Consider the following 19,019-nt stretch of genomic DNA (forward strand, 5'->3'; position numbering starts at 1 on the left):
CCCGGGAGATGGTTACATGTTCCGGCGCCCTTTGCCTTTTTATATTATAGGATATATATAAGAATCTACAATAGCGACAATAAATGAATAGGAAATTATTATTGGCATCTGCATTAATCGCCGGAAGTTCTCTCACTATACAGGCGCAGGACCTGGTTCTCAGCGAGGGACAGTATTATACGGATGAAACACAGACAACTCCGTACACCGGCCGTTATACCGAATTCTACGATGACGGCATGTTGAAGATGGAGCTTTACCTCAAAGACGGGCGCCCCGAAGGTACCTATGTGATCTATTATCCGGATGGAAAAATAGCCGAGGTCCGCTCTTATTATCATGGCATCTTTCACGGTGAGTGGCGTACTTACAACGAAGCCGGACAACTGATTGGCCTGGCCACTTATAAAGATGGCGAGAAAGATGGTCCCTGGCGTATCTGGAACGATAAAGGCATCATGCGCTTTGAAATGTTCTATACCCGCGGCAAGAAAAGCGGCATTTGGCGGACATGGAATGATGAAGGTGTTTTGTTGACGGAAGAGGAGCACAGTTAGGAATAATTGAACCCAAATGGCAGGTTTTGTAGGGTAGGGAAGACCCCGCCCTTACGATCGAACCGGCCTGTTCCATTATGACGGCGCCTGTACGGGCGGTTCGCGAACCGCCCCTACCAACGACACTGCATTCAACCCCGACAATAACTGAACATTATTCATCATCACCTTCCGATCCGAAATCGAACTCAAAATCGAACCCATCTCCGGCCATGCCCGGATCGGTGAACTGTTCCAGTTCGCGGCGATCTTTCTTGGTGGGACGGCCCAGACCGCGTGCACGGTCTACGAAACCGGAGATACGGTTCATTTCAAGAATTTCGTATTGATCCGGAGTCGTTACATTTTCCATATAATCGGGAACCAGTTTGGCTCCCATGCGGCGTTCCGTTAATGCCAGCACCTTAAAGGAAAAGGTGATAGGCGGTTTACGGACCTGTATAACATCACCGACCTTTATCATACGCGATGCTTTTACATTTACGCCTCCGATCATCACCCGGTTTTTCTTGCAGGCTTCGACTGCGATGGTCCGGGATTTGAAGATGCGGACTGCCCACATCCATTTATCTATTCGTACTTCGTTCATACTTATTTGTTATTAAACTGGTTCATGGTGATCTGTACACCTGCCAGACAAAAACTCTTGATAATCTCTACCGCGCGTTTCAGCTTTTCGGGCATCAATTCCAACTCTTCGGAAGGAAATTTCCCCAGCACATAGTCGATCTGTCCGCCACGGGGAAAGTCGTTTCCTATGCCGAACCGTAAACGGCAATATTCCTGTGTACCCAGGAGTTGCTGTATATTTTTCAGTCCGTTATGCCCGGCATCACTGCCTTTGGGTTTCAGACGTAGAGTGCCGAAAGGCAATGCCAGGTCATCTACTATCACTAACAGATTTTCCACGGGAATGTTTTCTTTCTGTAGCCAATAACGGACAGCGTTTCCGCTCAGATTCATAAAAGTGTTCGGTTTGAGCAGGATCAGTTCACAGTTCTTTACCCGCATCCGTGCAACCGCCCCGTAACGTTCTTCCGTGAACGGAGCTCCGGCATCTTCGGCCAATGCGTTTACGACGCGAAAACCGATATTGTGACGTGTTCCCCAATATTCAGGGCCTATATTGCCAAGTCCGGTTATCAGATATTTCATTGTTATTCTATTTTTACAGGGATACGTTCGGACGTATCCGAAAATTGTATAATATAAGAAAGGGAAGAACATTCTCCTGAACATTCCTCCCTCACGTTATTTGGTATTCTCTTTATCAGATTACTTACCAGCAGTAGCCTGAGCACCACGAGCGGCACGAGTCAACTGAACAGCGCAAACAACAGCGTTCTTTGCATTCATCAGTTCCAGACCTTCGAAGTGTAAAGCACCCACCTGCATAGATTTACCTAAACCCAGGTGATCAACGTTGATAGTCAGTTTTTCAGGGATCTGAGTGTAGATAGCTTTTACTCTCAGTTTTCTCATACGCAATGTCAGCTTACCACCGGCTTTAACACCTTCAGCGTGACCTTCCAATACAACAGGAACTTCCATTGCTACCGGTTTGCTGTCTGATACTTCCATGAAGTCCATGTGCATGATAGCGTCGGTTACCGGCTGGAACTGGATATCTTTAACGATAGCCATTGTCTTTTTGCCGTCGATGTTCAGTTCTACAGCGAAAATTTCCGGAGTATAAACCAGCTTGCGTACACCTTCAACATTTACTGTGAAGTGAGTTACTTTTTCACCACCGTATAATACAGCAGGGATTTCCTGATTTTTACGCATAGCTTTCAAAGCTCTTTTCTGATCGGCTGAAGTAGCTGCTACTTCTCTGCCTTTTCCTTCTAATTGAAATGTCTTCATTTTCTTAATTTTTGTGTTACTCAAAATTAGTTTTTATGCTTCCTAATTTCCCATCACACGTACGGGGGTTAAAAGCGGTGCAAAGGTAATTTATTTATTCATACGTTCCAACTGTCTCCGGGATATTTTTTCTGTTCAGCAGGTTACGGGAGAGAAGCAGGGCTTCCGTATCGTCCCAAAGCCGGCGTTGCAGAGGGTGATGGAGTATGCGTTCCGGGAGCTTTTTCTCTTTGCAGTTGGCGTAGCAGCCTCCGCTTTTACCGTCTGCTTCCGGCGATTGCGCCAGGTAGATGGCAGTAGCAGCTCCCTGTGCCGCTGTTTTGATGAACGGGCGGAACAGGATGTCTGTCAGCGGATCGAACCAGGCATGCATCGTGATCATATTGGTACTGACAATCCCAGGGTCGGCGGCATTGACGGTGATACCTTTTTCTTTTACTCTTTCTGCCAACTCACGTGTAAAGAGTAAAAGGGCCAGTTTCGTATTTCCATATACCGGTATCCGTGAGAAGCGTCCGTTTTTCCCTTTGCTGAAAAAGTCGGATTCTATCCGTCCGATGGCATATGTGCACGATACGGTATTAACGATACGGCTTCCCCGCTGCATCAGGGGAAGAAGCAGGCGGGTAAGGAGGTAAGGACCTACGTAATTAACACTTACGATCGTTTCTAGGCCGTCCGCTGTCTGGCGGATATTTGTCGTCAGGACTCCTGCATTGTTCATGAGCCGGCTGACGGGGCGCCCCTCTGCTAATAGTTTATCGGCAAATGAGCGTACCGAAGCCAGTGAGGATAAGTCTATCTGTCGTATTTCGATCCGCTCGTTCCCGCTTTCTTTTTTGATCTTATCGCAGACAGTACGGGCTTTATCCGGTTCTTTACAGGCCATGATGATCTGAAAGCCTTCTTTTGCGAGTGCCAGCGTTATTTCCCGGCCCATTCCGCCGTCTGCACCGGTGATAATGGCTATTCCTTTTTCCATTATTTATATTCCAGTTCTTCTATTTCTTTGATAATACTTTTCGGTAGATTCTGCATATGTTTGTGGCAGGCCATTTCAAGCGAATACATACGGGCGATGCAGTAGTTGCTGTGTCCGCAGTCGCAGCGTGCCTGTTCGTTCTCTTTCATATGGTTGACGAAAGCCGGATCGTTTAGCAGGGCGCGTGCCATACTGACGAATTCGAAGCCATGACCGAGTACTTCGTCGATCTTTTCGCGGGAGATGAGGCCACCCACATAAACAAGGGGCATTTTCAGGGCGGCACGGAACTTCAGCGCGTCTTCGAGAAAATAAGCCTCCTTGAACGGTTCGGTCGGTATCATCATACGGCCAGCCATCCTGACCCCTATAGGCAACCATCCGAAAGGCATATAATGGGTCATCGTGCGGATAGGCATAGCTCCGCGCATCACGTACATGGGGGCACGGCTGACAAATCCGCCACTGAGGATGAGTGCATGTACTCCGCATTCGTCTTGCAGTGTGCGTGCAACTTCCAGTGTTTCATCCAGTTCCATCCCTCCTTTAAAACCGTCGCGCATATTCATTTTAACCAGGACTGCCATATCCGAACCGGCTGCTTTCATAACCTCTTCCATGCACATTTTCATGAAACGCATGCGGTTTTCGAGGCTTCCGCCATATTCGTCTTTCCGGTGGTTGGTGTAAGGGGAAAGGAACTGGCTGATCAGGTAACCGTGTCCGGCATGTACTTCTACGGCATCCATTCCGGCTTCGCGTGCCAGGTGGACAGCCTGTCCGAAGGCTTTCGACATGGCCATGATCTCGGATTGTTTCATCCCCCTGACAAAAGTGGGCGAGTAAAGGTTGAATCCGGTTGAAGCGGATATCGGTGTGCATCCGCAAATATTTTTATGGGACATATTCCCGCAATGTCCGATCTGTATGGAGGCTGCTGCTCCTTCTTTATGGATGGCATCCGTTATCTTTTTGATGCCGGGAATGATTTCCGGTCGAAGCCACAGCTGGCGCTCGAAGGAAAGTCCGCTTTGTGTGACGGCTGCATAAGCAAGGGTTGTCATACCTATACCTCCGGCAGCAACGGAGGTATGGTAGTTGTAAAGCATTTCCGACGGGGCGTTGCCGGGGCACATGCTTTCGAATGCTGCCGCCCGTATCGTACGGTTCCTGAGTGTTAGCGGGCCGATAGTGGCCGGAGTAAATAGTACAGATTCTTTGTTCATAATGTTTAGTCTGTTTTCAATGATCTGTTCGTTGTATAGTTATATAATCAGTATGCAAAGATAATCAGTAAATGAATGGGATGATCCGTTTCCGGCTGCCGACTTCTTTCCCGAACATGGCTTTGTATTTATGCCAGATCGTGTTGGCACGGGGAACGAGGTTGGCGAATGTCCACCAGGCAAACAGGGCACCGCTGGCACTCCAGGTCAGGATGGCGAAACCACACCATTCCACCAGTTCGCCGAAATAGTTGGCGGAAGTAACGTAGTTGAACATACCTCCTTTGGGCAGGTAGTGATTGGTGTCGCCCGGCTTGCGGAGATGGCGGACGATGTAATCCGATTGCCAGTTGATCCACATGCCGGCAAAGAACAGGATTGTTCCGGTGATGAACTGCGGTGTGGCCAGCCATTGGATAGAATACATATTTTCGGGGGAGAGGTAGAATATCCACATTCCTTGTATATAACCGTTCAGCAGATTGAATACGATACCCATCGTCATAATGCCGGCGGGCATCTTGCTTTTTCCTTTGATAAGCAGTGGAAAGATGAAGGCCCGTTGGAAATAATGCAGTTCAAAGAACAGGAAAATGAGTAGGGGGACTGTTTCGAATTGCCGTTCCGATCCTGCCCACAAGACGAGCATTACGATGAAGACCGGGGCTTCCATGCATACCCAGGCTATTTTGTTGGGGATGGGCACACCCCATTTTTTGTTGAATAACATGCCGTAGCCGGCTTCTACGAAGTAAAGGGTAATAAAAACAATGGCGGCGATGACCGCCATTATGATAAGTAATATTGAAAAATCTTCCTGTGTCATTTCTTCTTAATATACTATGCCTCTTTGTGTGAGGCTTTATAGAGGTCGTATCTGTCGAATACGGCCTGTTTTAATTCCTCAAAAGTGCAATCCAACGCACGGCTGGAAATACAAATAGGTGATCCGTAGTATTGAAGCCGCAGTTCCAGCGAACGCTTCTTACTACGTGTGGGCTCCCTGTCAATATATTCGTTCGGGTTCCTGACCTTCAGTACGATATATTTACGTTTCAGGTTGCTAATATCGTCCATTATTTTGATACTTTCAACATCTTTCCATAAAATTGTTCCGATCCGGTTACCGGTAGATATGTCGTTAATTCCTTCTTCAGAGATATAGATGGCTTTGAAACTTTCCCGGGTCAGAAAAGAATAACTGATGAAACAGAAGAAAGTGGTGAGCAACGCGAATACTCCGATAGCGATGAAAACAAAACGGCCTTCACCGTATTGGAGTCCGTCGGCCGCGTACAAGGCTCCGGTACCAATCAGGGCAGAGATGACTGTTGTCAGAAACAGTCCTCTCTTTTTATGCCTGCTTAATTTGAATGTGGTTACAGAAGGTGTTTCCATACCTTATCAAATTGATTTCTCGATATTCCATACGAATGCACGTAACCCCTGGGCTTCTGTCTGTAAATCCATCTTATGCAGCAGGTCTAGGAAAGGGTCTACCTTTTCGTCCGGGACCATTGCCAGTATGGCAGAGTTGAGGGTAGGCCAGGCGTGGCTCCCGTAATGGGGCTCTCCGTTCTTGCTGCCACGTCCCTGCACTTCTTCCCAGTAGGTGAAACCGCGGATATTATTACGGTCCATGATACTGAGGATCATTTCGTAATAGGCCTGATTGAATGATATGAATATAGCTTTCATTGTTCTTTATATTTTAATGTTATATCCGGGAGCGGGTGGTTCCCGGTACTGGGAAGAGATCGTTCCCAATGCTGGGAATACCTTCTTCCTGGTACTGGGAAGTCCCACTTCCCGGTTTGTCTGTTTTATAATTGTTCCAGCTGGTTCAGTTTAGCAATCTTGCGACGGCGGCGTTTCACCCCGTTCCCGGCAAATGTACAATAGACAACCGGCACGATTACCAGCGTGATCAGGGTCGAAACGGCAAGCCCCCAGGCAACCGTCATACCCATCGAACGCCACATTTCGGAACCTTCACCTGTACCGACCGCCATTGGGATCATACCCAGCACAGTGGTCAGTGTGGTCATCAATACCGGACGGAGACGGGATTTACCGGCTGTAACTGCTGCTGTCAGGATACTCATTCCACGTTCGCGGCAGAGGATCGTGTAGTCGATCAGTACGATACCGTTCTTTACCACGATACCCATCAACATGATCACACCGATCAATGCCATTACACCCAGCGGCGTTTGTGTGATAGACAATCCCAGGACAACCCCGGTAAAGGCGAACGGGATAGAGAACATAATCACAAACGGGTCGGTCAGCGACTCGAACTGGGCGGCCATCACGATGAATACGAGGATGATGATCAATACCATCAATATACCCAGATCGGCGAAAGTATCCTGCTGGTCTTCGAAAGTACCACCCAACTGCCAGCTTATTTCAGACGGAATATCCATCTTTTTCAGTTCGGCACGGGTTTGTTCTACCAGGTCACTCAATGCGGCACCCTGGGCAACAACAGCCGAAACGGTAATGATACGTTCGCGGTTCTTACGCTCGATAGTCGGCGGGGTCATACGTTCTACAACTTTACCCACGTCGCGGATACGAACGCCTTGTCCGGCACTGTTGTAGATTATGATATTTTCGATATCTTCTACCGACTGGCGGAATTCCGGGGCATAACGTACCTTTATATCATATTCGTCGCCATCTTCACGATATTTTGAAGCGGTGGAACCGTTGATTCGGTTACGAAGATACGTGGAGGCTGTAGTTACATTCAGGCCGTTCATCGCCAGCTTTTCGCGGTCGAAGTCTACCTGGTATTCCGGGATATAATCTTTACGGCTGACGTTCACCTGTGAGCAACCCTTCAAGGTTTCGAGGCGGCGGGCCAGTTCGGCAGCTACGATGTCGGTCTTTTCGAAGTCGAAACCATAGATTTCCACATCGACGGTCGTTTCGCCACCTGCACCGCCGGAAGAACCACCGGCCAGTACCTTATATTCCTTGATTTCCGAATATTGAGCCAGGTCTTTACGCATCAGGTCGCAAATCTCGATCAATCCGCGTTCGCGGTCTCCCACGCTGCTTAGCCCGACATTCATTTCGATGATGTGCGAACCGTTGTCGCTAAGTTGTGCGAAGGTATTGTCGGTATCGGCTTGTCCTTCACTGAAGTTCAATACATCTATTTCCGGATACTTCTCGCGGAACTGTTTATCGATGCGCAAGGCCAGGTCGCGAGTGATTTCCTGACGGGTACCGATCGGCAGTTCGATCGTGATACCGACGCGGCCGTTGTCCTGTGTCGGGAAAAACTCCGTTTTGACGGTCGGAACCAGCATCATGCTTCCTACGAATATCAGCATGGCACCGAAGATGACTGTTTTACGATGGCGTACAGCCCAGCTCAGGAATCGTGCGTAGGCTGTATCGAGTGCATTCAGCGCTTTCTCGATCGGCGTGAAGAACAGTACGTATAGACGGCCTTTCTTCGGATCGAGGCGCAGCAGCTGCGAACAAAGCATCGGAGTCAGCGTCAAAGCGCCTACTGTCGATACGATCATAATGATACTAACGATCCAACCCAACTGTTTGAACAGGATACCCGCCATACCGGTTACCATCGTCAACGGCAGGAACACGGCCAACATGGTCAGCGTAGAAGCGATTACGGAGATGGCTACCTCATTGGTCGCATGTACGGCGGCCTGCTTCGGCTTGCTACCCCGCTCGATATGGGTCGTTACGTTTTCTAATACAACGATCGCATCATCCACCACCATACCGATGGCGATAGAAAGCGAACTCAGCGAGATAATATTCAGCGTATTTCCTGAAGCCAGCAGATAAGCGAAGGCGGCTATCAGAGAAATCGGGATTGTCAGGATAATGATGAACGTAGCTCTCCAGCGTCCGAGGAAGATGAATACCACGAACATTACGACAATGAAGGTGATCATGATCGTTTCTTTCAAACTGTCGATCGTGTTCAAAATGTTGGTGGATGTATCCACGATCACACCTAATTTTACGTCGGAAGGCAGGCTGGCCTGTATTTCGGGTAACTTATCGTGTACCTTTTTGGCGATGTTCACCGAGTTGGCGCCCGACTGTTTCTGGATAACGATCATACCACCGCGGCCGCCGTTGTTGAAGGTTTCCTGTGCACGTTCTTCCACGTAGTCTTTTACGTCTGCTACGTCGCGCAGATAAACGTTCCTGCCGTTGCTGCTTCCTACTACGAGGTCGAGCATCTGGCGGGCATCGGTGAATTCACCCTGTACACGCAGTGTGTAGGTATTCGAACCGATATCGATGCTACCGCCCGGGGTATTCCGGTTTTCCTGTGCGATGATATTTGAAATCCCTTCGATTGTCAGGCCATAGGCTTCCAACTTGTAAGGATCGCAATACACTTGCACTTCACGGACCGGGGCTCCTGAGATGGATACGGCACCTACGCCGCTGATACGGGCCAGCGGGTTGGATACTTTATCATCCAGGATCTTGTAAAGGGCGTTGGTACTTTCTTCTGCTGTCACGGATAGCAACAGGATAGGAATGTCGTCGGTACCGAACTTGAAGATGATAGGATTTTCCACATCATCGGGAAGGGACGACTCCACGACGTCCAACTTGTCGCGAACGTCGTTGGTGGCCACGTCTATATCGGTCCCGTATTCGAATTCGAGAGTTACGATAGAGATGTTTTCTCTGGATTGCGAAGTGATATGTTTCAGGTCACTCACACTATTCAGTACGTTCTCCAACGGTTTGGAGACGTTCATTTCAATATCACTGGCACTGGCACCGGGATAGGCCGTCATGACCATGATCATGTTGGTTTCAATCTCCGGGAACAGGTCGACTGATAATCGGGTTAAGGAAAAAAGACCCATGATCACCACAGCCACGAACACGAGGGCGGTGGTCACCGGTTTTTTTACCGCTGTTGCATATAAGCTCATATACTTTTATTTCTTACTTGTCAATTTCAACTTCCATTCCATTAGTCAAACGGTTCTGACCGGTAATTACCACGTGGTCTCCGTTTTCTACGCCAGATACGATTTCGTATTTGTTACCCATACGACGTCCCAATTCTACCTTTTGGTAGGATACTTTTCCGTTTTTGTACACATAGATGTAGCGGTCGCCTGATCCGGATTGTTTAACAATCGCCTGATCCGGAGCAACAACGTGGTTGAGTGTACCGAAGTTCATGGTTGCACGGGCGAACATTCCCGGACGGACGCGCTCATCTGTGTTGACAATCTTGATCTCAACAGGGAAGGTACGGGTTGAAGCGTCGATGGTCGGATAGACCAGACTTACTTTGCCTTTGAATACTTCGTCACCATATACATCGAGTTTGATGTCTACTTCGTTTCCTTTTTTTACATCTGTAAAATAGCTTTCGGATACGTTTACAAATAGTTTGACCGGACGGATTTGTTCAACCGTATAGATCGGTTCCCCACCGCTGTACATATCACCGCTGTCGTAATTACGGGCAGTGATAATGCCGCTGATCGGGCTTAACAGCTGTGTGTTCTCCTGTAAATTCTTATAGCTGGCACGGCTTACGTCCAACTGTGTTTTCTGGGCATCCCAGGCCGATTTGGAGGCACCGCCTACTTTATAAAGTTCGTCGATACGGTTGAACTCGATTTCCTGGTTGTCCAGTTGGATCTTTGCCTGTTGCAGGTTTGTTTCGTCCATTTTGACAAGTACCTGACCCTCTTTTACATGATCGCCAACTTCGGCAAACAGCTTCGCAATACGAACCGGCGACTGAGGTGCGATATTATTCTTTATATTGGCCTCTACTGTTGCAGTAAAATCTGCTATCTGGTCTACATCCTGGGAGGATACCTGCTCTATCTTCACTTTTACTTTTTCATCATGGGTATCTGTCGCTGCGTCCTTCTTTTCACCTGAACATGACATCAGCAGGGCTAATGTAATAAGTGGGATAACTTTCAGCATTTCACGTGTTTTCATATTGTAAACTGTTTTTATTTTTGTACTCATACCTGTTTCTTAATACGTTTCTTGACCTAAGACTTTTTCCATGTCCGATTTGGCAACCATATAATTATAGATGGACTGGTTAAGATTCAATTTCGCTTGTGTCAGCGCCAGTTCTGCATCATTCATTTCAAGCAATGTACCGCCACCGGTGTCGTAACGTTTCTGGGCAATCTTATATCCTCTGTTGGCTTGTTCGACTCCCTTTTGGGCGGCATCGAATTGTTTTACACAGGTTTTCATGTTATCCAGATACTGTTTTACAGCCAATTGCAGATTGCGTTTCGTGTCTTCTCGTTGCAGATCCATCTGGTGGATGGATACTTGCGTCTGTTTGATAGTATGATATTTACTACCTCCGGAGAAGATCGGAATTGAAAGCGATACACCTATGATCGAATAGGGAGTCCAGTTGTAATTCTTAAATTTGAAATCGTTGTTCATGGCATTCCACTGATACATACCTGTTAGTGATAACGTCGGCAGATAATCGAATTTCTGCATGAGCAATGTTTTCTTCAATTGTTGTGCTTGCAGATCGATCTGTTTCAAATCAGAGTTGGCTGTCAGTGTCGTGTCTGTTGCTATATAATCGGCAAAAAGGACCGATTCGAAATCGGCTAATTGCCCTGTGCAATCGATCTCCTGCTCCAGGTCCATTCCCATAAGAGCTTTCAACTGCCATTTGGCCAGTACCAGCGAGTTTTCAGCCTGAAGCATATTCGGTTCGCTGTTCTTGACTGTAACGTCTGCACGGATCAGGTCATATTCGGCCACTGTTCCCTGTTCATACTTCTTCTTAATGTCCAGGTAGTTTTCCATGGCATTATCGTAGCTTTCCTTGAAGACCCGGTAAGAATCGTTTGCCAGTAACACGGCATAGAAGCTCTTCTTTACCTGGTTTACCATAGAGATTTTGGAAGATCGTGCCTGTTCGATAGATAATTCCACATCTAACGCTGAAATGCTGAGGCTTTTCCATAAAGTTGCGTTTACAAGCGGCATGGATGCGTTGAAGCCGGTAGACCAGTTGTTATCACGGCCCACTTCGATACCTTTGCTCATATCGATACTTTCCATACCGGCTGATCCTCCGGTTCCTCCTGTTTCTCCTGAACCTTCACCACTGCCCATATCGAAACCGTCCATATACATTACCTGTTTTTTCAATGTCCTGGTGTAGTCAGCTGTAAAACTGACCTGAGGGAACAGAGCAGCATAGGAGCCTTTCTGTGCATACTTTTTCTTTTCGATTTCCTTGTCTGCGACTTTCACGGTCGGGTTTTCACTCAGCGCAATCTCCAGTGCTTTTTCCAGGTCGAGCGTCAGGACTTCCTGTGCTTTGACGGTGGAAAAGAATAGAGAAGGTAGCAACATCACAACCATCCACATCCTCTTTTTGCTAATAAATACTCGTTCCATTTAAATAGATTTGATTTGAATATAATTCTGTATTATTCCTTTCTTAACAACATATCGTACGAATGTTTCAAGGCGTAACGCTCTAAAATCACCATACCTTTCTCTGTGCAGATACCCCGGAGAAAAGTAAACAGTACCGTCTGGAATACTTCTGTCACCGAATGGTTTACAAATGCTTTTGACGGTTGGACCATTTTCAGTTGTTCTTTTGCCAGCAAAGCCAATATCTCGATATTCAGGTCTTTCTGGAAAACGCCCTCTTTTCCGCCGCGGTTCAGGAGCTTGATACATCTTGTTGTAAAATCGGCTTTGTCTTTTTCAGCCTGTTCCACAGCTTTGGGATAACGTTTCAGATCATCGTAATATCTTTTGATATACCAGCGGGGATGTTTCATGAATTCTTCGTAAAAAAGAACGAAGACGTCGAGAGCCGTATACGGTCCTTTTTCCAGTTCACTAAGTATTTTCCGCATAGTGTTGTTGTGGTACTTTATCGCTTCCTGCAATAGAGTTTCCTTGTCTTCGAAAAATTCATAAACCGTTCGCTTTGAAATACCTGTATTCCGGGCAATATCGTCCATGCTCACACTTTTTATTCCGTATTGTGAGAACATATCCAATGCCGTCGTCATTACTTGTTCCTTTGTCATATATATTTTTTTGAATCATCTATATTATGCTCGGTGACAAAGGTCTGTCTAATTTAGAAAACTCAAAAGGTTTATTCTGTTACAGGATTGGTTTGAAACGAAAGATACCTTTGTAAAATAAAGTCTTTCCGATGAAAAAGTTGTCAGAATTGGTAAAATTTGAAACATATCTCTTGTGGGATTATAAACAATACTTATCTTTGTGGTGACTATAATGATGAGTTAAATATAAAATTATGGAGAATCTCCCTTTAATAAAGTTTGCGGAATTGAATAAGGGTATCATCATCCGCGATAGCTTCCAGGATATTTTTTTGATAGCAGATATTGACGGTCACCGGGAAATAGATGAGGATGTACAGGATCATACGATGCCGATGCGGTTAGATGCATTACTAATGGTTTTGGTGTTGGAAGGGGCTTCGGAAATAGCACTCGACTATGTTCCTTATACCATAGGAGCTAATAGTTTTACTATTATTATGCCGACGCATACGATACAGCTAAATAAGATCAGTGAAGATTTTAAGGGGAAACTGCTGGTCATTTCACGTGAGTTTATTGATGAATGTAATACGGCGAAACGCAGTCCTTCGATGGCTAATTATATGCAACTAAGGAAGAATCCATGTACGACTTTTGAACCTCAGGAAACAGAACTGGTTGATAATTACATAGAATTGTTAAGAAGTAAAATAAAAAACCGGACGCATTTCTTTCAGAAAGAGGTAATGCAGAATGCGTTTGTCGGGTTTCTGTTGGAAATAGCCAATATTTTCATGGGAAAGAAGGATGGTTTGCTGATGCCTGCCCTTTCCCGAAAGGAGGAACTGTTCGAGCAATTCCTTCAATTGTTGTTTGAACATTGCAAAGAGCAGCATGTGGTTACCTTCTATGCGGAAAAACTGTTTATAACTCCGCAATATTTGTCCTTGATATTAAAGGAACTGACCGGAAAATCTGCTAATAAGTGGATTGACGATGCGTTGATCGTCGAAGCAAAAATCCTGCTGAAAGCCCCGCAGGCAACCGTGCAGCAGGTAGCCGATATGCTGCATTTTTCCGATCAGTCTACATTTGGAAAATTCTTTAAGAAGCATATGGGTATTTCCCCGATGGAATACCGCAAATCCTGATTCTTTTCATCTTTGGCGGAATTTATACCAGTTGATTAATTCTATTATACCATAGAAAATGCTGGCAACGCCAAAGATCACAAATGTATTAGCGGCGGCCCCGAACGGATAGGCAATGATCATGATGCCTGTCAGTAAGATCAGGGCCGGCATTACATAGAAGCCGAACGGCACCATACTCCATTTGCGGGCTGAAACAAGCATCGCGATTTGCTGGACTCCGGCAATTACTAATAAGGCTCCCAGGATGTACATTAATATATTAACAAAAAATTCCGGCATGATAACAAGCCATGCCCCAAACAAAATGCTTCCGGCTCCGTCTATCGGAAACATGGGGGAGGGTTCCCCTTCTACCTTTTCCCGGGTGAAATAATTCAGTAGAGAAAATATACCAGGTATAATAAAGCAGATACCGATAGCAATAACCAGATAGGTGACAGCTGCTTCCGGCCATAAGACCAGTACAAATCCTAAAATCATGGCAAACGCACTGCGTAAGACTGAGTTGTTAATTTTTTTCATATGGATATTCTTTTATCTTTCTTTATATATAACAACGAAGATACGTTATTTTCTTTACTATATGGAAAAATCCTGTATTTATAATGCTAAAAATCGGGAGTAAAGGGTTTCGCGCAGTTTGTTCCTTATTCATAAGAGTATCATATATTATGATATTATAATCGCATATATTATAAGAATGTTTTATCATAATATATGAGAGAGTTGTATTATAATATATGATATTATCATGATGTTGTAATGAAAATCTATAGGAGTGTAAGTGTTTGGATGATGTAATATATAGTAAAATATAGTTAAATATTTATTTATGTTTGTTTGTTAAATAAATAATACAGTAATTTGTCAGACAAATAGGATTAATAGTATTATAAACCACAAATTAATATATATGGACAAATTAAAAATATACAATCAATCTGTCACCCTGGTGGATCAGGTAGAAGATAAGCTGCTTAATTACTTTAAGAACAATGATTTGCGTACAGGTGATCCGATCCCTAACGAATTGGAGTTGGCGGCTACTTTAGGTGTTGCCCGTAATGTGTTGAGAGAGGCACTTAGTCGCCTGAAAATGATGGGTATGATTGAATCACGTACACGGCGTGGGATGATTTTAACAGAACCTTCTATATTGGGAGGAATGAAACGGGTCGTCGATCCTCGTATTTTAAGTGAAGAATCTTTGTTTGATATATTGGGTTTTAGAATTGCTTTGGAAATAGGTATTTGTAGTGACCTTTTCAGAAATATAACTTCTGAAGATATAGCCGAACTTGAAGAGATCGTGAAAATGGGAGTGATGTTTGAAAATAATGAATATGCACCGGTCAGTGAATTTACCTTTCATGCAAAACTTTATGAAATAACAGGGAATAGAACTATTTCTGAATTTCAAGGAATTATTCACCCTGTGATGGTCTTTGTAAAAGATAAATTCAAAGACCTGTTGGAGCCGATCAATATAGAGATGAAGGAAAAAGGAGAGATTGTGACTCATGAAGATCTGCTTGAGTTTATAAAGAAAAAAGATGAAGAAGGTTTCCGTAGGGCTTTGGAGAAACATTTTGCCGTGTATAAAATATTTATGAATAATAGAGTATAGCATTTGAAAAACAACCTTGAAATGATCTACGATACTATAAAAAAACTCATTTTCTTTTTATTTTGCTTGTCTGTTTCTCATCAGGTTTTGGCATTATCCCCTCTATCGCGTGATAAGATAGAATGGAAGAACTCCTTATGTCTTCCTGCTGTCGATAATGAACCCAATATCGGAGTGGCAGGTGCTTTTTCCGGTTTTATTGGAAATACGTTAGTCATTGCAGGCGGTGCTAATTTTCCGGAAGCGATGCCCTGGGAGGGAGGAACGAAGGAATGGTGGAATACCATCTATTATATTGATGCAAAAGATTCATCGGCTACATGGAAAATAGCAGAAGAGGTCTTACCAAATTCCCGGGCTTATGGTGTGTCTGTCGAGTTGCCGGGAGGTTTGCTGTGCATCGGCGGATGTGATTCCATTCAGTGTTATAAGGATGTTTTTCTTATCCGGAAAAAGAACCGGCAAATAGAATTGTCATTATCCTGGCCTGCCTTGCCTGTCCCTTTGGCGAATGCGACCGGTGCCCTTTTAAATAACTGTATCTATGTGGCAGGGGGACAAATCAGTATGAAAGAACAGGCTGCAACCGACCATTTTTATAAATTAGATCTTTCAGACCTGAAAAAAGGATGGCAGGAACTTGCTACATGGCCGGGAGAGCCTAGAGGTTACGCTGTATCTGCCGTACAGAGTGATGGGTTTGATAAATGTTTTTATCTGTTCAGCGGCAGAAACTACCAGGCAGACGGAACAGTGAAAGTGTTGACTGACGGATTCGTTTATAATCCGCGGATGAAAAGCTGGAAGAAATTAGACCGGCAGTTTCCTGTGATGGCTGGGACTGCTTTGCCAACCGGGATTAATCATATCCTATTGTTTGGCGGTGTTCCGCAATTGATTCCCGGTTCTGTCGATCATCCCGGTTTTGATAACACGGTAAGGCTGTATCATACGATCACAAATACATTGGTAGAAAGAGAAATATCTCCTTATATTCTTCCGGTAACGACCAGTATTGCAAAAAAAGATAACGCTTTTTATATTACAAGCGGTGAAGTGAAACCGGGAATCCGTACACCTGAAATAGTACAAGGGGAAATTATCCCGTTTGAGAAAAAGCTTGGATTTTTGAATATTGCAGTGATCGGTATCTATTTTGCATTGTTGGCATGGATCGGTTACTATTTTTCAAAGAGACAGAAAAATACGGAAGATTATTTTAAAGGAGGGGGACGATTGCCTTGGTGGGCGGTGGGATTGAGTATTTTCGGTACTAGTCTGAGTGCGATAACATTTATGTCGATACCGGCAAAAGCCTATGCTTCCGATTGGAGTTATATGCTGGTTAATGTCGGTATATTAATGGTCGTACCGGTGATACTCTATTTGTTTATTCCCTTTTATCGTAAACTGAATGTTACGACAGCGTATGAATATTTGGAATTACGTTTTAATTCGTTGATCCGGGTAATTTGTAGCCTTGCTTTCATTTTGTTTCAGGTCGGTCGAATGGGGATTGTTATGTATCTTCCAGCAATAGCATTGAATGTGATAACCGGTTTCGATATATTTTTATGTATTGGTTTGATGGGTGTTTTAAGTCTGATCTATACGATGATAGGCGGAATCGAAGCGGTGGTCTGGACAGACGCTTTGCAGGTGGTGATCCTGTTGGGAGGGGCGATATTGGTTGTGATTGTAGCGGTATTTAATATCCCGGAAGGATTTTCCGGTATTGTCCGTGAAGCCGCTGTCGATAACAAATTCTCTCTGGGCAGTTTTGATTTCAATTTGAAACAATCTACATTATGGACGGTTTTGATTGCTACATTTTTTACAAACCTGACGACTTATGGTACCGATCAAACGATGGTTCAGCGTTATATGACGACCGGAACGGAAAAGCAGGCCCGGAAAAGTGTATTGACAAATGCTGTATTGACTATTCCTGCCACATTGCTGTTTTTCTTTGTCGGGACGGTATTATATGTTTATTATAAACACAACCCGCTAGAACTCAGCATAACTGTTTCTGACGGAGATGCGATTCTCCCTTGGTATATTTATTCCGAGTTACCTCAGGGAGTGGTCGGTCTGTTGATTTCCGGGATTTTAGCAGCTGCCATGTCCACATTGAGCAGTAGCATGAATTCAGCAGCGACAGCCTATGTGACCGACATTCATTCAAAAATAAATCACCATAAGGTCGATTTGAAGGTGGCTAAGATTGCTACGATGTTATTGGGAGCGGCCGGAATTTTATTCGCTTACCTGATGGCCACCTGGGATATTAACTCGTTATGGGATGAATTCAATAAAATACTGGGAATCATTTTGGGCAGCCTGGGAGGATTGTTCCTGCTCGGAATGATTACACGAAGAGCCAATGCGACAGGGGCTTTGTGTGGTATCATTGGGAGTATTATGGTACAGTTGATAATGATACATTTTCAGACCGTTCATCTCTTATTATATACAACAATCGGTTTTGTCTCCTGTTTCGTTATAGGCTATCTGGTCAGTTGTTTGTTTCCGGGTGATAGGAAAAATATAGATCATCTGACAATCTATAAAGTATTGTCCAAATAAAAAACAAAAGCAAATGAAAAATTATCAACGTCTGAAAGGACTGATTGCCGCATCTTTTACTCCGATGGATGCGGAAGGAAAGGTTAATCTGCCTGTGATCGGTAAGTATGCCGATCTGATGGCAAAGTCAGGAATGACTGGAGTGTTTGTTTGCGGTACGACCGGTGAATCGCTGTCGTTGACCGTGGAAGAGCGGAAAAATATCCTGGAACAATGGGTGAAATCTGCCGATGGCCGGTTTAAGGTTATAGCCCATGTCGGGAGCGATTCCCTCTTTGAATCGATGGATTTGGCGAAACATGCTTATGAATCGGGAGCAGATGCGATTGCGGCAATGGCACCTTGTTTCTTCAAACCGGCTACGGTTAAAGAGTTGATCGCCTTTTTTGCCCCGATAGCAAAAAGTGCCGAAGAGCTTCCTTTTTACTATTACAATATGCCTTCCATGACGGGAGTATCGTTGCCGGTGGCAGAGTTTTTGGTAGAAGGAAAAAAGAGTATACCTAATTTAGCCGGAACAAAATTTACCCATAACAACCTGATGGAAATGGGTGAATGCCTGGCATTAAATAATGGAGAGTTTGAAGTTCTGCACGGATATGACGAAATTCTGATTTCCGGACTGGTGTTCGGTGCTGAAGCAGGGGTAGGCAGTACCTACAACTATTTGTCGGATGTGTATCTTGGAATTATGAAAGCAATGGAGTCTGGCGATCTGGAGACAGCCAGAAAATTGCAGATGAGATCGATTGAAGTAGTAAAAATAATTATTAAATACGGAGGAGGTGTAAGAGGAGGAAAAGCTATTATGAATTTGATCGGCATTGACTGTGGAAGCTGCCGGTTACCCATCGCCCCATTCAGCGATGAGGAATATAAATCACTAAAAGAAGACTTGATGAAAATCAACTTCTTTGATAAAAAATAGAAAAAAGAAAAGGGGCAGATA

The 19,019-nt window shown here is 44.8% G+C and carries 18 protein-coding genes; 5 read left to right on the plus strand and 13 right to left on the minus strand.

What is annotated here, in order from left to right:
- The first annotated feature begins 83 nt into the window (after positions 1 to 83).
- The gene (locus NBH14_RS22130; protein ID WP_186961173.1) at positions 84 to 557 is read left to right on the plus strand and encodes a toxin-antitoxin system YwqK family antitoxin; all 474 of its coding nucleotides are present in this window, start codon (positions 84 to 86) and stop codon (positions 555 to 557) included.
- A gap of 154 nt (positions 558 to 711) precedes the next feature.
- Here the strand turns inward: NBH14_RS22130 and NBH14_RS22135 are convergent, their stop codons facing one another.
- The 12 genes from NBH14_RS22135 to NBH14_RS22190 form a co-directional block, all read right to left on the minus strand.
- On the minus strand, positions 712 to 1,146 hold the full coding sequence (locus NBH14_RS22135; protein ID WP_128135319.1) for an Hsp15 family ribosome-associated heat shock protein: 435 nt from the start codon (positions 1,144 to 1,146) through the stop codon (positions 712 to 714).
- 2 nt (positions 1,147 to 1,148) lie between these two features.
- Positions 1,149 to 1,712 (minus strand): aminoacyl-tRNA hydrolase, encoded by a 564-nt coding sequence (gene pth / locus NBH14_RS22140; RefSeq protein WP_186961172.1) that lies wholly within the window; start codon positions 1,710 to 1,712, stop codon positions 1,149 to 1,151.
- 120 nt (positions 1,713 to 1,832) lie between these two features.
- A complete protein-coding gene (locus NBH14_RS22145; protein ID WP_128135321.1) occupies positions 1,833 to 2,423 on the minus strand; it encodes a 50S ribosomal protein L25/general stress protein Ctc in 591 nt (196 codons plus the stop codon).
- A 94-nt stretch (positions 2,424 to 2,517) separates the two neighbouring features.
- Positions 2,518 to 3,405 (minus strand): SDR family oxidoreductase, encoded by an 888-nt coding sequence (locus NBH14_RS22150; protein WP_186961171.1) that lies wholly within the window; start codon positions 3,403 to 3,405, stop codon positions 2,518 to 2,520.
- A complete protein-coding gene (locus tag NBH14_RS22155) occupies positions 3,405 to 4,631 on the minus strand; it encodes an NADH:flavin oxidoreductase (protein ID WP_186961170.1) in 1,227 nt (408 codons plus the stop codon). The genes NBH14_RS22150 and NBH14_RS22155 overlap by 1 nt, the downstream gene beginning before the upstream one ends.
- A gap of 64 nt (positions 4,632 to 4,695) precedes the next feature.
- Positions 4,696 to 5,421 carry a DUF1295 domain-containing protein gene (locus tag NBH14_RS22160; RefSeq protein ID WP_436277988.1) on the minus strand — a complete coding sequence of 242 codons (726 nt, stop codon included), beginning with the start codon at positions 5,419 to 5,421 and terminating at the stop codon, positions 4,696 to 4,698.
- A 50-nt stretch (positions 5,422 to 5,471) separates the two neighbouring features.
- Positions 5,472 to 6,029: an STM3941 family protein gene (locus NBH14_RS22165; protein ID WP_186961168.1), complete on the minus strand. Its 558-nt coding sequence runs from the start codon at positions 6,027 to 6,029 to the stop codon at positions 5,472 to 5,474.
- A gap of 6 nt (positions 6,030 to 6,035) precedes the next feature.
- Positions 6,036 to 6,329: a PG0541 family transporter-associated protein gene (locus NBH14_RS22170; RefSeq protein WP_007658818.1), complete on the minus strand. Its 294-nt coding sequence runs from the start codon at positions 6,327 to 6,329 to the stop codon at positions 6,036 to 6,038.
- A 125-nt stretch (positions 6,330 to 6,454) separates the two neighbouring features.
- On the minus strand, positions 6,455 to 9,580 hold the full coding sequence (locus NBH14_RS22175) for an efflux RND transporter permease subunit (protein ID WP_186961167.1): 3,126 nt from the start codon (positions 9,578 to 9,580) through the stop codon (positions 6,455 to 6,457).
- Positions 9,581 to 9,593: 13 nt separating this feature from the next.
- Entirely contained in the window at positions 9,594 to 10,616 is a 1,023-nt protein-coding gene (locus tag NBH14_RS22180; RefSeq protein WP_010802478.1) for an efflux RND transporter periplasmic adaptor subunit, read from the minus strand.
- Between the two features lie 39 nt (positions 10,617 to 10,655).
- The gene (locus NBH14_RS22185) at positions 10,656 to 12,065 is read right to left on the minus strand and encodes a TolC family protein (protein ID WP_186961166.1); all 1,410 of its coding nucleotides are present in this window, start codon (positions 12,063 to 12,065) and stop codon (positions 10,656 to 10,658) included.
- A 32-nt stretch (positions 12,066 to 12,097) separates the two neighbouring features.
- On the minus strand, positions 12,098 to 12,715 hold the full coding sequence (locus tag NBH14_RS22190) for a TetR/AcrR family transcriptional regulator (RefSeq protein WP_128135325.1): 618 nt from the start codon (positions 12,713 to 12,715) through the stop codon (positions 12,098 to 12,100).
- A gap of 236 nt (positions 12,716 to 12,951) precedes the next feature.
- Between NBH14_RS22190 and NBH14_RS22195 the strand changes: the two genes are divergently transcribed.
- Positions 12,952 to 13,851, plus strand: a complete 900-nt coding sequence (locus NBH14_RS22195; protein ID WP_128135326.1) for a helix-turn-helix domain-containing protein — start codon at positions 12,952 to 12,954, stop codon at positions 13,849 to 13,851.
- A 6-nt stretch (positions 13,852 to 13,857) separates the two neighbouring features.
- Here the strand turns inward: NBH14_RS22195 and NBH14_RS22200 are convergent, their stop codons facing one another.
- Positions 13,858 to 14,376, minus strand: a complete 519-nt coding sequence (locus NBH14_RS22200) for an HdeD family acid-resistance protein (protein ID WP_186961165.1) — start codon at positions 14,374 to 14,376, stop codon at positions 13,858 to 13,860.
- Positions 14,377 to 14,767: 391 nt separating this feature from the next.
- Between NBH14_RS22200 and NBH14_RS22205 the strand changes: the two genes are divergently transcribed.
- Genes NBH14_RS22205 through NBH14_RS22215 form a run of 3 tightly spaced genes read left to right on the plus strand, consistent with a single transcriptional unit; the run spans position 14,768 to position 18,998 of the window.
- Positions 14,768 to 15,481, plus strand: a complete 714-nt coding sequence (locus tag NBH14_RS22205) for a FadR/GntR family transcriptional regulator (protein ID WP_010802481.1) — start codon at positions 14,768 to 14,770, stop codon at positions 15,479 to 15,481.
- 21 nt (positions 15,482 to 15,502) lie between these two features.
- Positions 15,503 to 18,070, plus strand: a complete 2,568-nt coding sequence (locus tag NBH14_RS22210; protein WP_186961164.1) for a sodium:solute symporter family protein — start codon at positions 15,503 to 15,505, stop codon at positions 18,068 to 18,070.
- Between the two features lie 13 nt (positions 18,071 to 18,083).
- On the plus strand, positions 18,084 to 18,998 hold the full coding sequence (locus NBH14_RS22215; RefSeq protein WP_186961163.1) for a dihydrodipicolinate synthase family protein: 915 nt from the start codon (positions 18,084 to 18,086) through the stop codon (positions 18,996 to 18,998).
- Positions 18,999 to 19,019: the final 21 nt, after the last annotated feature.

This window comes from Parabacteroides caecihominis (assembly GCF_023656785.1).
Taxonomy (GTDB): Bacteria; Bacteroidota; Bacteroidia; order Bacteroidales; family Tannerellaceae; genus Parabacteroides; species Parabacteroides segnis.

Excerpts from the sequence above, each read along its gene's own strand:
- NBH14_RS22215 (WP_186961163.1), top strand. The coding sequence starts at position 18,084 with ATGAAAAATTATCAACGTCTGAAAGGACTGATTGCCGCATCTTTTACT.
- NBH14_RS22185 (WP_186961166.1), bottom strand. The coding sequence starts at position 12,065 with ATGGAACGAGTATTTATTAGCAAAAAGAGGATGTGGATGGTTGTGATG.
- NBH14_RS22205 (WP_010802481.1), top strand. The coding sequence starts at position 14,768 with ATGGACAAATTAAAAATATACAATCAATCTGTCACCCTGGTGGATCAG.
- NBH14_RS22150 (WP_186961171.1), bottom strand. The coding sequence starts at position 3,405 with ATGGAAAAAGGAATAGCCATTATCACCGGTGCAGACGGCGGAATGGGC.
- NBH14_RS22195 (WP_128135326.1), top strand. The coding sequence starts at position 12,952 with ATGGAGAATCTCCCTTTAATAAAGTTTGCGGAATTGAATAAGGGTATC.
- pth (WP_186961172.1), bottom strand. The coding sequence starts at position 1,712 with ATGAAATATCTGATAACCGGACTTGGCAATATAGGCCCTGAATATTGG.
- NBH14_RS22190 (WP_128135325.1), bottom strand. The coding sequence starts at position 12,715 with ATGACAAAGGAACAAGTAATGACGACGGCATTGGATATGTTCTCACAA.
- NBH14_RS22210 (WP_186961164.1), top strand. The coding sequence starts at position 15,503 with ATGATCTACGATACTATAAAAAAACTCATTTTCTTTTTATTTTGCTTG.
- NBH14_RS22130 (WP_186961173.1), top strand. The coding sequence starts at position 84 with ATGAATAGGAAATTATTATTGGCATCTGCATTAATCGCCGGAAGTTCT.
- NBH14_RS22135 (WP_128135319.1), bottom strand. The coding sequence starts at position 1,146 with ATGAACGAAGTACGAATAGATAAATGGATGTGGGCAGTCCGCATCTTC.
- NBH14_RS22145 (WP_128135321.1), bottom strand. The coding sequence starts at position 2,423 with ATGAAGACATTTCAATTAGAAGGAAAAGGCAGAGAAGTAGCAGCTACT.
- NBH14_RS22165 (WP_186961168.1), bottom strand. The coding sequence starts at position 6,029 with ATGGAAACACCTTCTGTAACCACATTCAAATTAAGCAGGCATAAAAAG.
- NBH14_RS22155 (WP_186961170.1), bottom strand. The coding sequence starts at position 4,631 with ATGAACAAAGAATCTGTACTATTTACTCCGGCCACTATCGGCCCGCTA.
- NBH14_RS22200 (WP_186961165.1), bottom strand. The coding sequence starts at position 14,376 with ATGAAAAAAATTAACAACTCAGTCTTACGCAGTGCGTTTGCCATGATT.
- NBH14_RS22180 (WP_010802478.1), bottom strand. The coding sequence starts at position 10,616 with ATGAAAACACGTGAAATGCTGAAAGTTATCCCACTTATTACATTAGCC.
- NBH14_RS22160 (WP_436277988.1), bottom strand. The coding sequence starts at position 5,421 with ATGGCGGTCATCGCCGCCATTGTTTTTATTACCCTTTACTTCGTAGAA.
- NBH14_RS22175 (WP_186961167.1), bottom strand. The coding sequence starts at position 9,580 with ATGAGCTTATATGCAACAGCGGTAAAAAAACCGGTGACCACCGCCCTC.
- NBH14_RS22170 (WP_007658818.1), bottom strand. The coding sequence starts at position 6,329 with ATGAAAGCTATATTCATATCATTCAATCAGGCCTATTACGAAATGATC.